Here is a 21179-nt window from a genome sequence, read left to right as displayed (position 1 = left end):
TGAGGCAACGTTGGAAAAAATCATGAAATTTGCTATTAAATTTTTGAAAGAAAAAAGACGTTATGCGTGATGCACAACGCCTTAAACTAGTAGGTATTAAACTTGCTGATAAAAAATCGATGATAAATAAGCAAAAGTAAAGCCGAGAGGCATGCAGACAATCACAGCCAATCCTTGAACAGGCCCCTCTTCATTACTAATCCGAATCGCTTCTTTATAACCGTAAGAGAAATGGAATAATGATAAGAAAAATGTTAGTAACATGAGTGCAAATGAAATATTCATCATCAAGTCCTCCGCTTTTTCGTTCTATTCTTTCTATTAATACATGCTAGAACATCGGAAAATATGATAACTTTATTAGGTTTTTTCCTAGAAAGGGTAAACTCTATTAATCGTAAATATGATTAGAGAGAAGGGGAAGGTAGAGAAGAAGGAAGGCAACCTGCTGCTACTATAATAAGGATGGGAGATGCCCTTTTAAGGCAGCTCCCCTTTCGATTTGTAATGTTGCTATGTCTTTTTTATAACAGCGATTCTGCTCCATCAATAAAAATTTCAGTTCCGGTAATGTGACTCGATTCGTCAGAGGCGAGGAAGGAAACGAGTTTGGCAACTTGCTCTGGTTTTCCTGGACCATGTTCCAATGGCTGGCTTCCCTTAGGGTATTCTACAGGTATTTCAATCTTATTAACCTCAGGTGTTTTCTTGGTATTTTTTCCAATATTCGTTTCGATTGCTCCAGGACAAATAACATTTACTCTAATTTTATATTGGGCCAACTCCAATGCTGCCATTTTTGCAAAAGCGATTTGTCCTGCTTTAGATGTACTATAGGCTGACATTCCGGAGGTTGAAAATACGCGGCTTCCGTTAATAGAGCTGGTAATAATAATGCTCCCGCCTTTTTCTTTCATTTTCGGAATAGCATATTTAACCGTTAGAAAAGTACCTTTTAAATTTGTGTGAATCGTTTTATCCCAGTCTTCTGGGTTTAAATCTTCAATTGGAGCAAGAACTCCATTTATTCCTGCGTTTGCAAACACTATATCTAATCCTCCCCAATTTTCTATCGCTTCTTCAATTCCCGCCTTTACCCGTTTTTGGTCGGATAGATCGACATCAGCAATGATTGCCTCTCCCTGAAATTCTTCGATTTCCTTCTTGACCTTTTCTGCATTCTCTTCTTTTATATCCATAAGACAAATCTTTGCTCCTTGTTTTGCCAAATGGATGGCAGCTGCTCGGCCTATTCCTGAGCTGCCGCCAGTTACTACTGCTACCTTATTCGCAAACTTTTTATGCTCAAAAGTAATCATATGGACCTCCAAAAAAATTATTTGTATACTAGTATCTCTAGAAAATTAACTTTTACTTAATAGAAAATTTGTAATTTAAAAACGCAAAAAAAGGCCTGTCACATAAGAGAGACAGACCCATTTGCATTATTGTCTTTTTGTAATTAAACGAGGTGCAGTTAATAATAAAAAACTAATAACGATGGCAGAAACGATAATGGTTGGAATCATATAGGATGCATTATACGCAATCGAATAAAGCAATACGGGCATTCCTTCTGGAGTAAGGGAAGCAAAAAAGAAAACTCCTGCTATGACATGAACAATAAGTCGGAGTACTCCTCCGAGAAAAGTGCCAAGAATTATGAACAATATTACCGATTTACGTTTTTTATTTAGTAAAGCTTGACGAACCTGCTTTAAGAAAATTCCGCCAAAACCAACAACTGTAAAAGCTAAATAGTAATCAAGAAACCCTTGGACTGGATGAATAATATATGGGTTTCCTAGGACAGCTTGCAGAAATCCTAATAAAAGCCCTGTTAATAGCCCTCCCTTTATTCCCCAGCGATAAGCCATAATAAAAACAGGAATCATACCTAAAGAAATCGAACCACCTTGTGGGAGTTTTCCGATTATCCCTGATAATAAATCCAAAAGGAAGGCCAATGCAGATAACATTGCTACCTCAATTAAAAATAATAATCGTTGATTCACTTGCAAACTAAAAACCTCTCTCCTTGCATAAAACCAATAGGCTGCCAAAGCTGTTACTAATATTAATAGAAGAAAAAATGACTACTTTTCGAATGGAAATACAAAAAAGCAATGATTGGAATTGGATTGATGGTACCATTCATTGCTTCTAATTTATAACCATCCACATCCCTACACTAGTGCTAACTAACAGGTTCAAAGGGTCAGAACAATTCCAAATTGTTCAATCTCAGCCACTGGCTCCCCTTGTGGTATATATGCATTTATTTTATTTTGATTTTTACTATACCTTAAACTATTTCGATTAAGCAAGCTTGAATTAATATTACTAAAAGTATGACTGAGAATCTAAAATACAAAGAAAATAATGAAAACAAAAAAGTACTTGATATATATTTTTTGCTGTGTTATATTAAAAAACGCCGCTGCTGAAGTGCGAATAAACAACATTACAATTTTTCATTTATAAAAAAAAGTTGACAAGCATTCAGTAAGATGATATATTGAGAAGGTCGCTTCTGGCGAGAAGATATAACAAATGATCTTTGAAAACTAAACAAAACCAAGCGTGCCAACGTTAATTTCGATTAACAAACAACGTACTAAAATAGTACATTATTATGAGCTATATCAACTCTTTATTGGAGAGTTTGATCCTGGCTCAGGACGAACGCTGGCGGCGTGCCTAATACATGCAAGTCGAGCGAATCTGAGGGAGCTTGCTCCCGATGATTAGCGGCGGACGGGTGAGTAACACGTGGGTAACCTGCCTGTAAGATTGGGATAACTCCGGGAAACCGGAGCTAATACCGGATAACATTTCGAACCGCATGGTTCGAAGTTGAAAGGTGGCTTTTGCTACCACTTACAGATGGACCCGCGGCGCATTAGCTAGTTGGTGAGGTAACGGCTCACCAAGGCAACGATGCGTAGCCGACCTGAGAGGGTGATCGGCCACACTGGGACTGAGACACGGCCCAGACTCCTACGGGAGGCAGCAGTAGGGAATCTTCCGCAATGGACGAAAGTCTGACGGAGCAACGCCGCGTGAGCGAAGAAGGCCTTCGGGTCGTAAAGCTCTGTTGTTAGGGAAGAACAAGTACCGTTCAAATAGGGCGGTACCTTGACGGTACCTAACCAGAAAGCCACGGCTAACTACGTGCCAGCAGCCGCGGTAATACGTAGGTGGCAAGCGTTGTCCGGAATTATTGGGCGTAAAGCGCGCGCAGGCGGTTTCTTAAGTCTGATGTGAAAGCCCACGGCTCAACCGTGGAGGGTCATTGGAAACTGGGGAACTTGAGTGCAGAAGAGGAGAGTGGAATTCCACGTGTAGCGGTGAAATGCGTAGAGATGTGGAGGAACACCAGTGGCGAAGGCGACTCTCTGGTCTGTAACTGACGCTGAGGCGCGAAAGCGTGGGGAGCGAACAGGATTAGATACCCTGGTAGTCCACGCCGTAAACGATGAGTGCTAAGTGTTAGAGGGTTTCCGCCCTTTAGTGCTGCAGCAAACGCATTAAGCACTCCGCCTGGGGAGTACGGTCGCAAGACTGAAACTCAAAGGAATTGACGGGGGCCCGCACAAGCGGTGGAGCATGTGGTTTAATTCGAAGCAACGCGAAGAACCTTACCAGGTCTTGACATCCTTCGCTACTTCTAGAGATAGAAGGTTCCCCTTCGGGGGACGAAGTGACAGGTGGTGCATGGTTGTCGTCAGCTCGTGTCGTGAGATGTTGGGTTAAGTCCCGCAACGAGCGCAACCCTTGATCTTAGTTGCCAGCATTCAGTTGGGCACTCTAAGGTGACTGCCGGTGACAAACCGGAGGAAGGTGGGGATGACGTCAAATCATCATGCCCCTTATGACCTGGGCTACACACGTGCTACAATGGATGGTACAAAGGGCTGCAAGACCGCGAGGTCAAGCCAATCCCATAAAACCATTCTCAGTTCGGATTGCAGGCTGCAACTCGCCTGCATGAAGCCGGAATCGCTAGTAATCGCGGATCAGCATGCCGCGGTGAATACGTTCCCGGGCCTTGTACACACCGCCCGTCACACCACGAGAGTTTGTAACACCCGAAGTCGGTGGGGTAACCGCAAGGAGCCAGCCGCCTAAGGTGGGACAGATGATTGGGGTGAAGTCGTAACAAGGTAGCCGTATCGGAAGGTGCGGCTGGATCACCTCCTTTCTAAGGAAAATGAGGCTCGCTTGGTTTTTGTTTAGTTTTGAGAGATCATCAAGATCTTTCATTATATGTAAAAAAGACATAGGAGTTTAAATGCTTATAGCATTTGTGCATCCTGTGCTTTATGTTCCTTGAAAACTAGATAACGATAATAACAATTCAAGTAATTCACTGAGTTTAAACGCTTAGTTTAGTGATTCTCTTAATTATGTTTAATCAGGACATTAAGTAAGCACTTATGTCTTGAGACAAAGGAGAAGCGAGAAGTTCGAGGCGACGAGTGGTCGAGGAGCGGAGTGTACGGTTTTGGTACATGAGCACCGCAGAACTCGAAGTCAACGAAGAAATTCGACGCTTATCGTTTGTCGAAGGTTAAGTTGTTAAGGGCGCACGGTGGATGCCTTGGCACTAGGAGCCGATGAAGGACGGTACTAACACCGATATGCTTCGGGGAGCTGTAAGTAAGCTTTGATCCGGAGATTTCCGAATGGGGAAACCCACTGTTCGTAATGGAACAGTATCTTTACCTGAATCCATAGGGTAATGAAGGCAGACCCGGGGAACTGAAACATCTAAGTACCCGGAGGAAGAGAAAGCAAACGCGATTTCCTGAGTAGCGGCGAGCGAAACGGAAGAAGCCCAAACCAAGAGGCTTGCCTCTTGGGGTTGTAGGACACTCTATTAGGAGTTACAAAGGAACGGGGTAAATGAAGCGGTCTGGAAAGGCCCGTCATAGAAGGTAACAACCCTGTAGTTGAAACTTCGTTCCCTCCAGAGTGGATCCTGAGTACGGCGGGACACGTGAAATCCCGTCGGAAGCAGGGAGGACCATCTCCCAAGGCTAAATACTCCCTAGTGACCGATAGTGAACCAGTACCGTGAGGGAAAGGTGAAAAGCACCCCGGAAGGGGAGTGAAAGAGATCCTGAAACCGTGTGCCTACAAGTAGTCAAAGCCCGTTAATGGGTAATGGCGTGCCTTTTGTAGAATGAACCGGCGAGTTACGATCCCGTGCAAGGTTAAGTTGAAGAGACGGAGCCGCAGCGAAAGCGAGTCTTAAATAGGGCGAATGAGTACGTGGTCGTAGACCCGAAACCAGGTGATCTACCCATGTCCAGGGTGAAGTTCAGGTAACACTGAATGGAGGCCCGAACCCACGCACGTTGAAAAGTGCGGGGATGAGGTGTGGGTAGCGGAGAAATTCCAATCGAACTTGGAGATAGCTGGTTCTCTCCGAAATAGCTTTAGGGCTAGCCTTGAATTAAGAGTCTTGGAGGTAGAGCACTGATTGGACTAGGGGCCCCCATCGGGTTACCGAATTCAGTCAAACTCCGAATGCCAAAGACTTATGTTCAGGAGTCAGACTGCGAGTGATAAGATCCGTAGTCAAGAGGGAAACAGCCCAGACCACCAGCTAAGGTCCCAAAGTATACGTTAAGTGGAAAAGGATGTGGAGTTGCTTAGACAACCAGGATGTTGGCTTAGAAGCAGCCACCATTTAAAGAGTGCGTAATAGCTCACTGGTCGAGTGACTCTGCGCCGAAAATGTACCGGGGCTAAACGTATCACCGAAGCTGTGGACTGTTCTTTTAGAACAGTGGTAGGAGAGCGTTCTAAGGGCTGTGAAGCTAGACCGTAAGGACTAGTGGAGCGCTTAGAAGTGAGAATGCCGGTATGAGTAGCGAAAGAGGGGTGAGAATCCCCTCCACCGAATGCCTAAGGTTTCCTGAGGAAGGCTCGTCCGCTCAGGGTTAGTCGGGACCTAAGCCGAGGCCGAAAGGCGTAGGCGATGGCCAACAGGTTGAAATTCCTGTACCACCTCCTCACCGTTTGAGCAATGGGGGGACGCAGAAGGATAGGGTAAGCGCGCTGTTGGATTAGCGCGTCCAAGCAGTTAGGCTGACAACGAGGCAAATCCCGTTGTCACATAAGCTGAGCTGTGATGGCGAGGGAACTATAGTACCGAAGTTCCTGATTCCACACTGCCAAGAAAAGCCTCTAGCGAGGTGTGAGGTGCCCGTACCGCAAACCGACACAGGTAGGCGAGGAGAGAATCCTAAGGTGAGCGAGAGAACTCTCGTTAAGGAACTCGGCAAAATGACCCCGTAACTTCGGGAGAAGGGGTGCTTTTTAGGGTGAATAGCCCGGAAAAGCCGCAGTGAATAGGCCCAGGCGACTGTTTAGCAAAAACACAGGTCTCTGCGAAGCCGCAAGGCGAAGTATAGGGGCTGACGCCTGCCCGGTGCTGGAAGGTTAAGGGGAGAGGTTAGCGCAAGCGAAGCTTTGAACTGAAGCCCCAGTAAACGGCGGCCGTAACTATAACGGTCCTAAGGTAGCGAAATTCCTTGTCGGGTAAGTTCCGACCCGCACGAAAGGCGTAACGATCTGGGCACTGTCTCAACGAGAGACTCGGTGAAATTATAGTACCTGTGAAGATGCAGGTTACCCGCGACAGGACGGAAAGACCCCGTGGAGCTTTACTGTAGCCTGATATTGAATTTTGGTACAGCTTGTACAGGATAGGTAGGAGCCTGAGAAGCCGGAGCGCCAGCTTCGGTGGAGGCGTCGGTGGGATACTACCCTGGCTGTATTGAAATTCTAACCCGCGGCCCTTATCGGGCCGGGAGACAGTGTCAGGTGGGCAGTTTGACTGGGGCGGTCGCCTCCTAAAATGTAACGGAGGCGCCCAAAGGTTCCCTCAGAATGGTTGGAAATCATTCGCAGAGTGTAAAGGCACAAGGGAGCTTGACTGCGAGACCTACAAGTCGAGCAGGGACGAAAGTCGGGCTTAGTGATCCGGTGGTTCCGCATGGAAGGGCCATCGCTCAACGGATAAAAGCTACCCCGGGGATAACAGGCTTATCTCCCCCAAGAGTCCACATCGACGGGGAGGTTTGGCACCTCGATGTCGGCTCATCGCATCCTGGGGCTGTAGTCGGTCCCAAGGGTTGGGCTGTTCGCCCATTAAAGCGGTACGCGAGCTGGGTTCAGAACGTCGTGAGACAGTTCGGTCCCTATCCGTCGTGGGCGCAGGAAATTTGAGAGGAGCTGTCCTTAGTACGAGAGGACCGGGATGGACGCACCGCTGGTGTACCAGTTGTCTTGCCAAAGGCATAGCTGGGTAGCTATGTGCGGAAGGGATAAGTGCTGAAAGCATCTAAGCATGAAGCCCCCCTCAAGATGAGATTTCCCTGTTACTTTGTAACGTAAGATCCCTGAAAGATGATCAGGTTGATAGGTCAGAGGTGGAAGCGCGGTGACGTGTGGAGCTGACTGATACTAATCGATCGAGGACTTAACCTATTAGAAAAGCTGAAGAAGTCCGCTAAAATCCATTGGGAACCCGCGCGACCCTCGCAGAAGTCGTACTTTGACTTCGCCCGAGAGAGTAAAATTACCGTAGGATTTGGCTTCTGTAGCTGGACAACGTAGAAAAGCGTAAGCTCAGTAATTGAATTGTAAAATCGTTATCTAGTTTTGAAGGAATATAAAGTTTTTATAAAAAACACTTGAAATATTCTTCTGAAATAGTATAATAATTCTTGTCGCTAATGTCTGGTGATGATGGCGAAGAGGTCACACCCGTTCCCATGCCGAACACGGAAGTTAAGCTCTTCAGCGCCGATGGTAGTTGGGGGTTTCCCCCTGTGAGAGTAGGACATTGCCAGGCAGTAACAAGATATTAAAACGCATACACTTTTGTATGTTTGATTTGGAGGATTAGCTCAGCTGGGAGAGCACCTGCCTTACAAGCAGGGGGTCGGCGGTTCGATCCCGTCATCCTCCACCATTTTGCCGGTGTAGCTCAATTGGTAGAGCACGATCGAACAAGCTTCGAAGCTGTGCTTCAGCACACAAATCGAGCTGCTTCTTGATTAATCTTCCTGAGATTTGGGTGACTGTTAGGTAAGAATGACTATATATTACACAATACTAAATACGCCGGTGTAGCTCAATTGGTAGAGCAACTGACTTGTAATCAGTAGGTTGGGGGTTCAAGTCCTCTCGCCGGCACCACTTATTGTTTCAAAAAAATAAGAGCCATTAGCTCAGTTGGTAGAGCACGAATGAATAAGCTGCGAAGCATTAACTTCAGCGCACAAATTGAGCCGCTTCTTGAATAAGCTTTCTGAAATTTGGGCGTCAAACCTATGAGTGTTTTGAAACAAGAGCCATTAGCTCAGTTGGTAGAGCATCTGACTTTTAATCAGAGGGTCGAAGGTTCGAGTCCTTCATGGCTCACCATTTTACACACCGTGCGGGTGTGGCGGAATTGGCAGACGCGCTAGACTTAGGATCTAGTGTCCTTGTGACGTGGGGGTTCAAGTCCCTTCACCCGCACCATCTAAATCATGCGGAAGTAGTTCAGTGGTAGAACACCACCTTGCCAAGGTGGGGGTCGCGGGTTCGAATCCCGTCTTCCGCTCTTTATAAGTGCCGGGGTGGCGGAACTGGCAGACGCACAGGACTTAAAATCCTGCGGTAGGTGACTACCGTACCGGTTCGATTCCGGTCCTCGGCACCAGTTAGACTTGCGCCCGTAGCTCAATTGGATAGAGCGTTTGACTACGGATCAAAAGGTTAGGGGTTCGACTCCTCTCGGGCGCGCCATTTCTAGAAGTGAGAAATCGGAAGTCAGAAGTTAGATTAAAGGCTTTGCTTCGAAGCAGTACTTAAAGATCTCTGACCTCTCACATCATACCTCTGATATCTAGTACGGGAAGTAGCTCAGCTTGGTAGAGCACTTGGTTTGGGACCAAGGGGTCGCAGGTTCGAATCCTGTCTTCCCGACCATCTCTTATAATTGTTTTTGGGGCCTTAGCTCAGCTGGGAGAGCGCCTGCTTTGCACGCAGGAGGTCAGCGGTTCGATCCCGCTAGGCTCCACCATAAATTCAACTTAAACTTCTATTTTGGCGGTGTAGCTCAGCTGGCTAGAGCGTACGGTTCATACCCGTGAGGTCGTGGGTTCGATTCCCTCCGCCGCTACCATTTTGGACCTTTAGCTCAGTTGGTTAGAGCAGACGGCTCATAACCGTCCGGTCGTAGGTTCGAGTCCTACAAGGTCCACCATTTTAAAAAAAGTATTACGGAGGAATACCCAAGTCCGGCTGAAGGGATCGGTCTTGAAAACCGACAGGGGTGTCAAAGCCCGCGGGGGTTCGAATCCCCCTTCCTCCTCCATATTATATTTAATATTATCGTCGCGGGGTGGAGCACGAACGAATATGCTTCACTGAATAATCATCAGCGTACCGATTGAGCTGCTTCTTGAATCAGCATCCTGAAATCGGGACGGTCTCTATTAGGCAATATCTAAGAGCATAGATAAACTTTAATTTATATTATCGTCGCGGGGTGGAGCAGTCTGGTAGCTCGTCGGGCTCATAACCCGAAGGTCGCAGGTTCAAATCCTGCCTCCGCAACCAAAATGGTCCGGTAGTTCAGTTGGTTAGAATGCCTGCCTGTCACGCAGGAGGTCGCGGGTTCGAGTCCCGTCCGGACCGCCATTTTAAAATTCCTAATCTAGAGTAAAAGGGTTTCAATAAGCGAGAAGGTCGAGGAAGCGACTGAGGGAGCACCGGAGCGTATGTTAATACGTGAGGATGTGAGCGATGGAGCTGACGAAGAGATTCGAAGCTTAGTGGAAGCCGTAAACTAAATGGCTCGGTAGCTCAGTCGGTAGAGCAATGGACTGAAAATCCATGTGTCGGCGGTTCGATTCCGTCCCGAGCCACCTTTTAAAAAGTTGATATATTTTATGTGGCGGCTGTGGCGAAGTGGTTAACGCATCGGATTGTGGTTCCGACATTCGTGGGTTCGATTCCCATCAGCCGCCCCATTTTACTTGCGGGTGTAGTTTAGTGGTAAAACCTCAGCCTTCCAAGCTGATGATGAGGGTTCGATTCCCTTCACCCGCTCCAGAAAGTGGGCCTATAGCTCAGCTGGTTAGAGCGCACGCCTGATAAGCGTGAGGTCGATGGTTCAAGTCCATTTAGGCCCACCATACATTTTATTCCGCAGTAGCTCAGTGGTAGAGCTATCGGCTGTTAACCGATCGGTCGCAGGTTCGAATCCTGCCTGCGGAGCCATATGGGGAAGTACTCAAGTGGCTGAAGAGGCGCCCCTGCTAAGGGTGTAGGTCGCGTAAGCGGCGCGAGGGTTCAAATCCCTCCTTCTCCGCCATATAACAAACATAATGGCCCGTTGGTCAAGCGGTTAAGACACCGCCCTTTCACGGCGGTAACACGGGTTCGAATCCCGTACGGGTCATCAAAAAAACACTGCATTCCTGCAGTGTTTTTTTCTATACATATTGATTTTGATCTTAACAAGTGGTAAAGCCACCATTAATGGAACCCTCACATTATTTAGGCAATGCTTATTTGTTGACGTTTGTCCTTAAAAAGGCTTATAGTTATTTTAATAAAAATAAATGAATTCCTTTTACTATGTTTTTGACATTTTCAATTCAGCTTTGTTTATTTATTCAACCAGCAAAGATCATCCTTCAATAGGATATTCATGAATCAATTTCCTTCTTTTTTTCTTCAAAAGAACTTTCAACAAATTCCTACAAAAAGTCGAATTTAATGTTTTATTACTATAATAAATAGTGGTTTGACTTGTCCATAATCCTAGTTATTTAAACGCTTTCATTAAATCAAATTATATTATTTCAATTTCAAAAACATCTTTTTAATTCTTAAGTATTTCTACGGTTTTAGGGCAGTTCCTTTCCTTTTTTCTTTCTTTTTCTTATATTTTAAAAGTATAACATTCACCCTCAACTTCAAAGGTTTTGTTGGATTATGTCGTAAAAAAGTAGCGGTTACATTGCAGGTATCTACTAGTAAGTCTTGAATGTTTAGCATAGAGATATTAAGAGAAAGGGTGACATATGTGACTCTCACTTGTCCAACAGACTATGATATTCATTTATTTCATGAGGGACAGTCATTTGAAAGCTATGGTTTTTTAGGTGCACATACACAAGAACTGAATGGGGTTATAGGTACAAATTTCTGTGTTTGGGCACCACATGCAAGACAGGTAAATGTTGTTGGTGATTTTAACGAGTGGAATGGTCAAAATCATCAAATGGAAAGGATTAATGAGGAGGGGATATGGGGCTTATTTATTCCGCAATTAGAAGCAGGGGAAATATATAAGTATGAAATTGTGACAGCTAATGGAGAGACTTTGTTAAAAGCAGATCCATACGCTTTTTTTTCAGAAGTAAGACCAAATACGGCATCTGTTGTTTATGATTTATCTGGCTATGTTTGGAAGGATCAAAAATGGAAGAAAAAGAAGCGACTTAAGCAGCCATATGATCGACCAATGGCGATTTACGAAGTTCATTTAGGTACATGGAAAGTAAAAGAAGATGGAGAGTTGTACAGCTACAAAGAATTAATAGAGGAACTAATACCATATGTAATAGATCATGGGTTTACTCATATTGAGTTGCTGCCAGTTATCGAACATCCATATGATCGTTCTTGGGGCTATCAGGGAACGGGCTATTTCTCTGCAACAAGTAGATTTGGGACACCTCACGAGCTAATGGAATTTATTGATGCATGCCATCAAGAAAATATCGGTGTCATTATTGATTGGGTGCCGGGACATTTTTGTAAGGACTCCCATGGACTTTATATGTTTGATGGTGAGCCTACATATGAATACAAAACTGAAAAAGATCGAGAAAATTGGGATTGGGGAACAGCAAACTTTGATCTTGGCAAACCAGAGGTTCAAAGCTTTTTGATTTCAAATGCGATATTTTGGATGGAACATTTTCACGTAGATGGATTCAGAGTTGATGCAGTTGCAAATATGCTTTACTGGCCAAATTCACATGAATTAGTGGAGAATCCTTACGCAGTTAGCTTTTTAAGAAAATTAAATGAAGCTGTTTTTGCAAAAGATCCTGATATTTTAATGATTGCTGAAGATTCAACTGATTGGCCGATGGTAACCGCTCCTACCTCGTCAGGTGGTCTAGGCTTTAACTACAAATGGAATATGGGCTGGATGAATGACATTCTTACCTATATGGAGACTTCTCCAGAACATAGGAATGAACTCCACCATAAAGTAACATTCTCCCTTTTATATGCTTTTTCGGAAAATTTCATTTTACCATTCTCTCATGATGAAGTTGTTCATGGGAAGAAATCCTTACTAAATAAAATGCCAGGTGACTACTGGCAAAAGTTTGCCCAATTAAGGCTGCTTTTTGGATATATGATGGCACACCCTGGAAAGAAGCTGCTTTTCATGGGTGGAGAATTTGGTCAATTTGATGAATGGAAGGACTTGGAACAGCTCGATTGGATGCTTGAAGATTATGAAATGCATAACAAAATGCGCGTATATTTTAAATATTTGATGAACATTTATCAAAAACAAAAGCCATTATATGAATTAGATCATTCAGAAGAGGGCTTTGAGTGGATTGATGTTGATAATAAAGATCAAAGCATTTTTTCGTTTATTCGTAAGAGTCAAAAAGAAAATGACTTCCTTGTTATTATTTGTAATTTTAAGCCTGACGTTTACCATGAATATAAGGTTGGAGTACCGGTTGATACGGAATATGTTGAAATTTTAAATAGTGATGCAGCTGAATTTGGCGGTTCAGATCAAATAAATCGAAAGAATCTCAAGGCAATTGAAGGCGAATACCATGGAAGACCATACCATGTTTCGATGACGATTCCACCATATGGTGCAGTTATTTTACGAGCAGTAAAAAAAAGAGGGGAGAATAAAAATGGGAAGAAAAAAGTGCGTCGCAATGTTATTAGCAGGAGGTAAAGGAAGTAGATTAAGCTCCCTTACAAAAAATTTAGCGAAACCAGCAGTACCATTTGGGGGGAAATACCGAATAATAGATTTCACCTTAAGCAATTGTACAAATTCTAGCATTGACACCGTAGGAGTTCTTACACAATATCAGCCGCTTGTGTTAAATTCATATATCGGCATAGGCAGTGTTTGGGATTTGGATCGTAAAAATGGGGGGGTAACTGTTCTGCCTCCTTATACAGAATCCTCTGAGATGAAATGGTATAAAGGAACAGCAAGTGCCATCTATCAAAATATTAATTATATAAAGCAATATGATCCAGAATATGTCCTTATCTTATCAGGAGATCATATTTACAAAATGGATTATTCAGAAATGCTAGACTACCATATTAAAAAGAATGCAGATGCTTCTATATCTGTTATTGAAGTACCGTGGGATGAAGCAAGTCGTTTTGGCATCATGAATACCAATGAAAAAATGCAGGTTGTTGAATTTGAAGAAAAACCTGCTAAGCCGAAAAATAACCTGGCCTCAATGGGCATCTACATCTTTAAATGGTCTGTTTTAAAGGAATATCTAGAAATGGATGAACGGAACGAACATTCAAGTCATGATTTCGGAAAAGATATTATTCCTTTATTACTAGATGAGAATTTAAATGTTGTTGCTTATCCATTTAAAGGTTATTGGAAAGATGTAGGTACAGTAAAAAGCCTTTGGGAAGCGAATATGGATCTCTTAAATGAAGACTCCAAATTAAATTTATTTGATCGAGATTGGAAAATTTACACGGTTAATTCAAACCATCCACCTCAATTTATTGCAGATAATGCGGTTGTAAAGGATTCCTTTGTCAATGATGGCTGTGTGATTATGGGCAATGTGGACCATTCCGTTTTATTTCAGGGTGTATCAGTAGGTAAGAATAGTGAAATCAAAAATTCCGTGTTAATGCCAGATGCAATAATTGGTGAAAATGTTTATATCGAAAATGCGATCGTCCCTAGTGGAATCGAAATTCCTAATGGTACAATTATTTGCCCTGATTCTGGAGAAATTCTACTTGTTACGGAAGAAATTATTACAGAACTTTCCACAATTGTTGATAGCAAAATAATCTAATAGAAAAAAATAAGAGAAAACACTTCAAGAATGGAAATATTACTATCACAGTTTGGAACTGGGACGGTGGAGACGCACTTGTTGTCTACCCTTATAGGTACTTAAATGATTTACAATCTAAATCGTTAGACATCATCGTTATCCATCAGTCCTTGTTCACAAAAGGGGAGATTGGAAATGAATCAAAAGATGCTAGGTATTATTGATGCGACAACTTATAAACCGGAAATTGAAGATTTAACATTACATCGTTCATTGGCTGCGGTCCCATTCGCTAGTCGTTATCGCTTAATCGATTTTGTCCTATCAAATATGGTGAATTCTGAGATTGAAAGTGTAGCGATTTTTCCAAAGTATCAATATCGGTCATTAATGGATCATCTTGGTTCGGGGAAACAATGGGACTTAAACCGTAAAAAAGATGGTTTATTCTTTTTCCCGTCTCCTCATTTACATAATGAGTATGATGAGTTTGGATCATTTCGTCAGTTTTCCGATCATATTGATTTCTTTTTAAGAAGCACACAGGAATATGCCGTTATTACGAATAGTTATACGGTGTGCAATATTGATTTTAAAAAGGTATTAGCCTACCATCTGGACAATGGCTGTGATATTACAGAAGTAAGAAAAGACGGCAATTCATTACAAATGTTTATCATGTCTACGAAGCTCCTTTTAGATCTTATTCATAATAAAGAACAAACTGGATTTAAGACGCTTGCTGATGTTATTAATAAAAACGAGAATCAGTTGACCATTTGTCATTATGAATTTTATGGTTATGCAGCTGTGATTGATTCGATCAGCAGTTATTATAAACATAGCATGGATATGCTTAAGCCAGAAGTTTGGAATGAAATATTCCTTAAAAACCGTCCAATATTAACAAAGGCAAAAGATGAGCCGCCTACGAAATATGGAAAAGATGCAGTTGTAAAGAATTCATTAATCGCAAATGGCTGTAAAATTGAGGGCTATGTTGAAAATAGTATTATTTTTAGAGCGGTTCATATTGGTAAAGATACAGTAGTTAAAAATAGTGTGATTATGCAAAAATCACAAATTGGTGAAGCGTGTTTATTAGACCATGTCATTGCAGATAAAGATGTAAAAGTAGAATCAGAGACAACAATAAAAGGTTCCGTCCTACTACCGTATATACTAAGAAAAAAAACAATTCAAGGAGCGCTGATGAACTCGTGAACGTATTATTTGCTGTTTCAGAATGTGTACCATTTGTTAAATCCGGCGGTTTGGCGGATGTAGCAGGGGCCTTGCCAAAAGAATTAAAAAAACTGGGAAATGATGTTCGTGTCATTCTTCCGAAATACAGTTTAATACCTGAAAGATTTAGAGATAAGATGGAAAAAATGAAAGAAATCACAGTGCCTGTTGGTTGGAGAAAGCAATATTGCGGCATTGAAATGCTTGAATATGAAGGAATCACGTATTACTTTCTTGACAATGAATATTATTTTTATCGTGACTCTTTATACGGTCACTACGATGATGGAGAACGATTCTCCTTCTTTTGCAGAGGCGTATTAGATGCTTTAAAAGCAATTGACTTTCAGCCTGATGTTATTCATTCACATGATTGGCATACGGGGATGATAAGTTTCTTACTGAAAGAGGAATATCAGCAACAATCTTTTTATAAACATATCAAGACTGTATTTACCATTCATAATCTGCAATTCCAAGGGATCTTCCCATTTGGTATTTTAAAGGATCTTCTTAATACGGAGGAAGAAAAGTGCGCCATGGTGGAATTCTACGGCCATGTGAACTTTATGAAAGGGGCAATTGTTGCTTCTGACATCATTACAACCGTTAGTCCAACATACATGGAAGAGATTCAAACCGCCTATTATGGAGAAAGATTAGATGGATTATTACGCTCAAAGGCTTCCTCACTGGTAGGGATCCTAAATGGAATAGATGATGAAGTCTATAATCCTGAAACAGATCCTGTCATTGATGAACAATACACAGTTGAATCGTTGGGCTTGAAAGGAAAAAATAAAGCTGCATTGCAAGCTTCCTTTGGGCTTCCAGTTGATGAAGATATTCCTTTGATTTCAATGGTGACAAGATTGACAAAGCAAAAAGGATTTGACTTAGTAAAGCGTGTACTCCATGAACTATTAGATCATGATATCCAAATGATCGTACTTGGAACAGGAGATACAGAGTTTGAAGATTTCTTTCGACATATGGAGTGGGCTCATCCGAATAAATTCAAAGCATACATAGGATTTGATGAAAAATTGGCACATCGCATCTATGCAGGCTCTGATCTTTTTCTTATGCCTTCTAAGTTTGAACCATGTGGATTAGGGCAGCTCATCGCATTACGATATGGGACACTCCCAATTGTTAGAGAAACAGGCGGCCTCAATGATACAGTAACCTCTTTCCGTGAGGATACAGAGGAGGGGAACGGGTTTTCATTCAGAAATTTCAATGCTCATGACATGCTGCATACCATTTATCGCGCTCTTGATTTTTATCATCAGAAGGATGTATGGCAGGTGATTGTTAAGAATGCGATGAAACAGGATTATAGTTGGACGCAATCTGCATTGAAATATAACCAGCTGTACGCTGATTTGATTATTAGGAGTGAAGAGCATGTTCTCCAACAAGGATCAGTTTAAGGAATGTTTTCTAATGAAATTAGAAAGTATGTGCGGCAAAGGCTTTGAAGAATCCACAAAGCGTGATCAATACCATACCCTTGGGAATATGGTTAGAGAATATATTAGTTCCAAATGGATTGAAACAAATGAGCTATACAGGTTTGAAAATAAAAAACAAGTGTATTATTTATCAATTGAATTTTTATTAGGACGTCTGCTTGGTCAAAATCTGTTGAATCTTGGAATAAAAGAAATTGTTGAGGAAGGATTGCGTGAGCTTAATATTCATTTAAGTGAAATTGAAGAATGTGAGCCAGATCCTGCATTAGGGAATGGCGGGCTTGGACGTCTTGCAGCATGCTTTTTAGATTCCTTGGCAACCTTAAATCTTCCTGGACATGGTTATGGAATTCGCTATAAGCACGGGTTGTTCGACCAAAAAATCGTTGATGGATATCAGGTTGAGCTTCCTGAGCAATGGTTGAGACATGGAAATGTTTGGGAGGTTCGGAAACCGGATGAAGCAGTAGAAATTTCCTTTTGGGGAAGAGTCGAAACAAGCTGTGAAAATAATGTTCTCGCCTTTCATCATGTGGGGGCTCAGAAGGTGCTTGCGGTTCCATATGATATGCCTGTCGTCGGGTATCATGTTGATACCGTGAACACGCTAAGGCTTTGGAATGCTGAACCAGCATCCTATGGACCGAATCAGGATATCTTGTCTTATAAGCGGGAAACAGAGGCGATTACGGACTTTTTATACCCGGATGATACCCATGATGAGGGGAAAATTTTACGACTAAAGCAGCAGTATTTTTTAGTATCTTCGAGCATTCAAAGCATCATTGCTTCATATAAAAAGGAAAATCAAGATATTAGAAAGATGCATCAATCGGTTGCAATCCATATTAATGACACACACCCTGCATTAGCTGTACCTGAATTAATGAGGATCCTAGTCGATGTGGAAGGATGTACATGGGAGGAGGCCTGGGAAGTTACGTGCAATACAGTCTCATACACGAACCATACGATCCTTTCTGAAGCGATGGAAAAATGGCCGATTCATTTATTTAAACCACTATTACCGAGAATATATATGATTATCGAGGAAATCAATGAGCGATTCTGTGCAGAGCTCTGGGATCGTTATCCTGGTGATTGGCAGCGAATTGAGCACATGGCGATTATTGCTCACGGTTTAGTTAAAATGGCACATCTAGCAATTGTAGGAAGCTCCAGTATAAATGGGGTGGCAAAAATCCACTCTGATATCTTAAAAAATCGTGAAATGAAATCATTTTATGAGCTCTACCCTTGGAAGTTTAATAACAAAACAAATGGTATCACACACCGGCGCTGGTTATTAAAAGCAAATCCAGAGCTTACCTCATTAATTAAAGATGTCATAGGTGATGAATGGGTAAAGCACCCCGAAAAATTATTAGATTTAAAGAGACATATTTATCATCCTGAACTAAAAGAGCGTTTTGCGGCTGTTAAACGGAAAAGAAAAGAAATTCTTGCTAAAAAAATCGCGGAGAAAAATGGCATCATTGTTGATATTGACTCTATTTTTGATGTACAGGTTAAGAGATTGCATGCTTATAAACGGCAATTATTAAATGTTTTACACATTCTGTATTTATATAATCGTATAAAAGAGGATGCCAATTACATTATTCAGCCTCGGACATTTATCTTTGGCGCCAAAGCATCACCAACATATTATTATGCAAAAAAAATCATTAAATTGATTCACTCTTTAGCAGATAAGGTGAATAATGACCCGCAAGTATCAAAGGTTATAAAAGTTGTTTTTATGGAAAATTACCGTGTTTCACTTGCCGAGGATATTTTCCCTGCGGCAGATGTTAGTGAACAAATTTCGACTGCAAGTAAAGAAGCGTCAGGTACAGGAAATATGAAGTTTATGATGAATGGAGCATTGACGGTTGGAACGTTAGATGGAGCAAATATTGAGATGATGGAGGAGATTGGCAGCGATAATATCTTTACTTTTGGATTAACAGCCCAAGAGGTTCTAAAATATGAAGAAAATGGCCGCTATCGCTCAATGGAATACTATCACCATGATTTAAGAGTCCGTCAAGTCGTCGATCAATTAACAAATGGCTTCTTTGCCGAAGATGAAGGAGAATTTGAATCAATTGCTGATTCTCTTCTTGTGCAAAATGATCAATACTTTGTACTGCGTGATTTTGCTTCTTATATTGATATTCAAGAAAAAGTTGGTGTTGCATATCAAAACACCGATAAATGGCTAGAGAAAGCATTAATAAATGTATCACATTCAGGTTTCTTTTCAAGTGATCGGACCATTATGCAATATGCGGACGACATTTGGAAAATTGGCCCTGTTGCTTTAAAAATGTAAAAAATGGTGCTGACCCAATTGGGTTAGCACCATTTTTTTATAAAAGAAACTTATTTTTCCTAATGGATCAATCTCCATCCAGTAATCTCCCTAATCCGCCAAGTAAGCTGCCCTCGCCGCGAGCTTCTCCGCCAGCAGCAGGCGCATTCGCCATCACTCGATCGGCCAATCGGCTAAACGGCAGTGTTTGAATCCAAACGGTTCCAGGTCCTTGCACTGTAGCAAAAAATAAGCCTTCGCCACCAAAGAATGCTGTCTTTACTTTTCCGACAAATTCAATATTGTAATCAACATTTTTTGTTAAGGCAACAAGACACCCTGTATCAATACGAAGCTTTTCTCCTGGCTGTAGATCTCTTCTTATAATCGTTCCACCTGCATGTAAAAATGCTAAGCCATCGCCTTCAAGCTTTTGCATGATAAAGCCTTCACCGCCAAAAAATCCTGTTCCAAGCTTGCGTTGGAAATCAATGCCCACTGAAACACCTTTTGCTGCACAAAGGAATGAATCTTTTTGACAGATTACTTTATTGCCAAGCTCACTTAAATCGACAGGAATGATTTTACCCGGATATGGAGCCGCAAAAGAAACTTTTTTCTTACCCGATCCTTTGTTAGTGAAAACGGTCATGAATAAACTTTCACCTGTCAGCACACGTTTCCCGGCACCAACAAGCTTGCCTAGAAAGCCCTTCTGGTTACTATCGCCATCACCAAAGATGGTTTCCATATCAATTCCATCTTCCATCATCATCATGCCGCCGGCTTCGGCAACAACACTTTCATTTGGATCTAATTCGATTTCTACACACTGCATATCATCTCCATGCAGTTCAAAATCAATTTCATGTGCGTTCAACACAATCCCCCCAATTATGTAGATAACAGTCTTTCTATCGATAACTGCATCAGTATATATTTTACAGGTTTTTAGGAGGTAATAGAAGCATGATTCGTTTGCTTTAGCGAATGTTTTTTGTACTTGAGCGAACAGTGTAATTACAGGGCTCTTTTCAAAAAAATAGGTTGGATTCAAACAAAATAAAAAACTCCCAGCAAGGGAGTTGGATTATCTTTCATCCTCTGTATAAGGATCTTTTTCATAACCTGGCAAATCACCAAACGCTGTCATAATGCCTTCTTCATCAAGCTCATCTTCATAACGTTGATGCTGGCTGGATGGATAAACTGTAATTTCTTTGCCTTCAATATCTGTGCCAATGAAATTTTCAAAATCTTCTACATAGCCATCAGGATCATTTGATTCCATTCTAACATCATTATAGTGATCCTGAGGATCAGCAAAATCAGAAGGTGTTTCAGAGGATCCATAGCTGTTGACAATTTGATAGGCATCCTCGGCATCAAAGGCGACATTTTCATCTTTTTCATCATAATCAAATTTTCCGAATGGAGGCATTAGAACGCCTTCTTCTATAGGCCGATTATGTGACACAACTTGTTCTGGCGCATGTTCTACACAGGTTGTAGCAGTAGGCATTGCATCAAGTCGTTCGAGGGGAATTTCTGCTCCGCAAACTTCACATTTCCCGTAGGTTCCGTTTTCAACTGCTTTTAGGGCACGGTCAATATCCAGTAGTTCTTCTTCTGTATGTTCATTTAGCGCGATGTCTTTTTCCCGCTCATATAATTCTGTTGCATCATCAGCAGGATGATTATCATAGCTAGAGAGCTCACCCATAGATTCATGGGAGTGCCCTTCCTCTAAACCAAAATGACCATTCATCTTAAAGCGCTGTTCAATTTCATTTTTCATCTGCAAAAGCTGTGAACGGAAGGTCTCTACTTGTTGTGAACTTAGCATGCCATTCACGCTCCTTCCTTAAATAGATTTCTACTATCTATTATGAGCAGTTCTTAGTAAATTCATGATTGTAAAAAATGGACATAAAAGGCGGGGGAAAATGTTCAGACTCAACAGGTTAATGCGTTGTGTCAATCATTTGCACCAATTTAGCTTATTATTACCATATA

At 42.0% G+C, this 21179-nt stretch carries 10 protein-coding genes, 21 tRNA genes, 3 rRNA genes and 1 riboswitch; of the genes, 29 read left to right on the top strand and 5 right to left on the bottom strand.

Annotated elements, in window-relative coordinates:
- Positions 1–96: 96 nt before the first annotated feature.
- The 3 genes from ACSVDH_RS22010 to thiT all read right to left on the bottom strand — a co-directional run bounded on the left by ACSVDH_RS22010 (position 97) and on the right by thiT (position 2015).
- Positions 97–285, bottom strand: coding sequence for a hypothetical protein (locus ACSVDH_RS22010; RefSeq protein ID WP_299094900.1), 189 nt, complete (start codon positions 283–285; stop codon positions 97–99).
- A gap of 239 nt (positions 286–524) precedes the next feature.
- The gene (locus tag ACSVDH_RS22005) at positions 525–1319 is read right to left on the bottom strand and encodes an SDR family oxidoreductase (protein ID WP_439251872.1); all 795 of its coding nucleotides are present in this window, start codon (positions 1317–1319) and stop codon (positions 525–527) included.
- Between the two features lie 126 nt (positions 1320–1445).
- Positions 1446–2015, bottom strand: a complete 570-nt coding sequence (gene thiT / locus ACSVDH_RS22000; protein WP_299094906.1) for an energy-coupled thiamine transporter ThiT — start codon at positions 2013–2015, stop codon at positions 1446–1448.
- A 151-nt stretch (positions 2016–2166) separates the two neighbouring features.
- A riboswitch (TPP riboswitch) is annotated at positions 2167–2272 on the bottom strand.
- Between the two features lie 381 nt (positions 2273–2653).
- Here thiT and ACSVDH_RS21995 point away from each other — a divergent pair.
- The 29 genes from ACSVDH_RS21995 (at position 2654) to ACSVDH_RS21855 (ending at position 19184) form a co-directional block, all read left to right on the top strand.
- A 16S ribosomal RNA gene (locus ACSVDH_RS21995) occupies positions 2654–4204 on the top strand.
- Positions 4205–4571: 367 nt separating this feature from the next.
- Positions 4572–7503: ribosomal RNA gene (locus tag ACSVDH_RS21990) — 23S ribosomal RNA — on the top strand.
- 251 nt (positions 7504–7754) lie between these two features.
- Positions 7755–7870 (top strand): 5S ribosomal RNA (gene rrf, locus ACSVDH_RS21985).
- Together the 16S, 23S and 5S rRNA genes with 21 tRNA genes alongside form the textbook arrangement of a ribosomal RNA operon.
- 44 nt (positions 7871–7914) lie before the next feature.
- Positions 7915–7990, top strand: a tRNA-Val gene (locus ACSVDH_RS21980).
- Positions 7991–8141: 151 nt separating this feature from the next.
- Positions 8142–8217, top strand: a tRNA-Thr gene (locus ACSVDH_RS21975).
- Positions 8218–8369: 152 nt separating this feature from the next.
- A tRNA-Lys gene (locus tag ACSVDH_RS21970) sits at positions 8370–8445 on the top strand.
- 13 nt (positions 8446–8458) lie between these two features.
- Positions 8459–8544 (top strand) — tRNA-Leu (locus ACSVDH_RS21965).
- A gap of 10 nt (positions 8545–8554) precedes the next feature.
- Positions 8555–8626: transfer RNA gene (locus ACSVDH_RS21960), tRNA-Gly, on the top strand.
- Positions 8627–8636: 10 nt separating this feature from the next.
- Positions 8637–8725, top strand: a tRNA-Leu gene (locus ACSVDH_RS21955).
- A 9-nt stretch (positions 8726–8734) separates the two neighbouring features.
- Positions 8735–8811, top strand: a tRNA-Arg gene (locus ACSVDH_RS21950).
- A 106-nt stretch (positions 8812–8917) separates the two neighbouring features.
- Positions 8918–8994, top strand: a tRNA-Pro gene (locus tag ACSVDH_RS21945).
- 18 nt (positions 8995–9012) lie between these two features.
- Positions 9013–9088 (top strand) — tRNA-Ala (locus ACSVDH_RS21940).
- A 25-nt stretch (positions 9089–9113) separates the two neighbouring features.
- Positions 9114–9190 (top strand) — tRNA-Met (locus tag ACSVDH_RS21935).
- A 4-nt stretch (positions 9191–9194) separates the two neighbouring features.
- Positions 9195–9271: transfer RNA gene (locus ACSVDH_RS21930), tRNA-Ile, on the top strand.
- A gap of 18 nt (positions 9272–9289) precedes the next feature.
- Positions 9290–9382 (top strand) — tRNA-Ser (locus ACSVDH_RS21925).
- Positions 9383–9550: 168 nt separating this feature from the next.
- Positions 9551–9627 (top strand) — tRNA-Met (locus tag ACSVDH_RS21920).
- Positions 9628–9631: 4 nt separating this feature from the next.
- Positions 9632–9708 (top strand) — tRNA-Asp (locus ACSVDH_RS21915).
- A 154-nt stretch (positions 9709–9862) separates the two neighbouring features.
- A tRNA-Phe gene (locus ACSVDH_RS21910) sits at positions 9863–9935 on the top strand.
- Between the two features lie 29 nt (positions 9936–9964).
- A tRNA-His gene (locus ACSVDH_RS21905) sits at positions 9965–10040 on the top strand.
- An 8-nt stretch (positions 10041–10048) separates the two neighbouring features.
- Positions 10049–10122: transfer RNA gene (locus tag ACSVDH_RS21900), tRNA-Gly, on the top strand.
- A 6-nt stretch (positions 10123–10128) separates the two neighbouring features.
- Positions 10129–10205, top strand: a tRNA-Ile gene (locus ACSVDH_RS21895).
- Between the two features lie 10 nt (positions 10206–10215).
- Positions 10216–10290, top strand: a tRNA-Asn gene (locus ACSVDH_RS21890).
- Between the two features lie 3 nt (positions 10291–10293).
- Positions 10294–10384: transfer RNA gene (locus ACSVDH_RS21885), tRNA-Ser, on the top strand.
- 15 nt (positions 10385–10399) lie between these two features.
- A tRNA-Glu gene (locus ACSVDH_RS21880) sits at positions 10400–10471 on the top strand.
- A gap of 591 nt (positions 10472–11062) precedes the next feature.
- The gene (gene glgB / locus ACSVDH_RS21875) at positions 11063–13024 is read left to right on the top strand and encodes a 1,4-alpha-glucan branching enzyme (RefSeq protein WP_439249804.1); all 1962 of its coding nucleotides are present in this window, start codon (positions 11063–11065) and stop codon (positions 13022–13024) included.
- The gene (locus ACSVDH_RS21870) at positions 12981–14141 is read left to right on the top strand and encodes a glucose-1-phosphate adenylyltransferase (protein ID WP_299094379.1); all 1161 of its coding nucleotides are present in this window, start codon (positions 12981–12983) and stop codon (positions 14139–14141) included. The genes glgB and ACSVDH_RS21870 overlap by 44 nt, the downstream gene beginning before the upstream one ends.
- Before the next feature lie 177 nt (positions 14142–14318).
- Positions 14319–15347, top strand: a complete 1029-nt coding sequence (locus ACSVDH_RS21865) for a GlgC family sugar phosphate nucleotidyltransferase (RefSeq protein ID WP_439249805.1) — start codon at positions 14319–14321, stop codon at positions 15345–15347.
- Positions 15344–16804: a glycogen synthase GlgA gene (gene glgA / locus ACSVDH_RS21860; RefSeq protein WP_439249806.1), complete on the top strand. Its 1461-nt coding sequence runs from the start codon at positions 15344–15346 to the stop codon at positions 16802–16804. The genes ACSVDH_RS21865 and glgA overlap by 4 nt, the downstream gene beginning before the upstream one ends.
- A complete protein-coding gene (locus ACSVDH_RS21855; RefSeq protein ID WP_299094376.1) occupies positions 16779–19184 on the top strand; it encodes a glycogen/starch/alpha-glucan phosphorylase in 2406 nt (801 codons plus the stop codon). Before glgA ends, ACSVDH_RS21855 begins: the two co-directional genes overlap by 26 nt.
- Positions 19185–19251: 67 nt before the next feature.
- On the opposite strand, the gene ACSVDH_RS21850 is transcribed toward ACSVDH_RS21855, so the two are convergent.
- Together ACSVDH_RS21850 and ACSVDH_RS21845 are read right to left on the bottom strand one after the other, a co-directional pair.
- Positions 19252–20043, bottom strand: a complete 792-nt coding sequence (locus tag ACSVDH_RS21850; protein ID WP_439249807.1) for a TIGR00266 family protein — start codon at positions 20041–20043, stop codon at positions 19252–19254.
- A gap of 210 nt (positions 20044–20253) precedes the next feature.
- Positions 20254–21009, bottom strand: coding sequence for a yteA family sporulation protein (locus ACSVDH_RS21845; RefSeq protein ID WP_299094373.1), 756 nt, complete (start codon positions 21007–21009; stop codon positions 20254–20256).
- Between the last annotated feature and the right edge of the window lie 170 nt (positions 21010–21179).

Origin of the sequence: Metabacillus sp. Hm71 (genome assembly GCF_051842955.2) — a bacterium.
Lineage (GTDB): Bacteria > Bacillota > Bacilli > Bacillales > Bacillaceae > Metabacillus.
The sequence above is the reverse complement of the archived record's forward strand: the minus strand, read 5'-3'. Positions and strand labels throughout refer to the sequence as shown.

What these genes read in the sequence shown, in the direction of transcription:
- ACSVDH_RS22010 (WP_299094900.1), bottom strand. Translation starts at nt 285, where the DNA reads ATGAATATTTCATTTGCACTCATGTTACTAACATTTTTCTTATCATTA.
- ACSVDH_RS21870 (WP_299094379.1), top strand. Translation starts at nt 12,981, where the DNA reads ATGGGAAGAAAAAAGTGCGTCGCAATGTTATTAGCAGGAGGTAAAGGA.
- glgB (WP_439249804.1), top strand. Translation starts at nt 11,063, where the DNA reads ATGTTTAGCATAGAGATATTAAGAGAAAGGGTGACATATGTGACTCTC.
- ACSVDH_RS21845 (WP_299094373.1), bottom strand. Translation starts at nt 21,009, where the DNA reads ATGCTAAGTTCACAACAAGTAGAGACCTTCCGTTCACAGCTTTTGCAG.
- ACSVDH_RS21855 (WP_299094376.1), top strand. Translation starts at nt 16,779, where the DNA reads ATGTTCTCCAACAAGGATCAGTTTAAGGAATGTTTTCTAATGAAATTA.
- ACSVDH_RS22005 (WP_439251872.1), bottom strand. Translation starts at nt 1,319, where the DNA reads ATGATTACTTTTGAGCATAAAAAGTTTGCGAATAAGGTAGCAGTAGTA.
- ACSVDH_RS21865 (WP_439249805.1), top strand. Translation starts at nt 14,319, where the DNA reads ATGAATCAAAAGATGCTAGGTATTATTGATGCGACAACTTATAAACCG.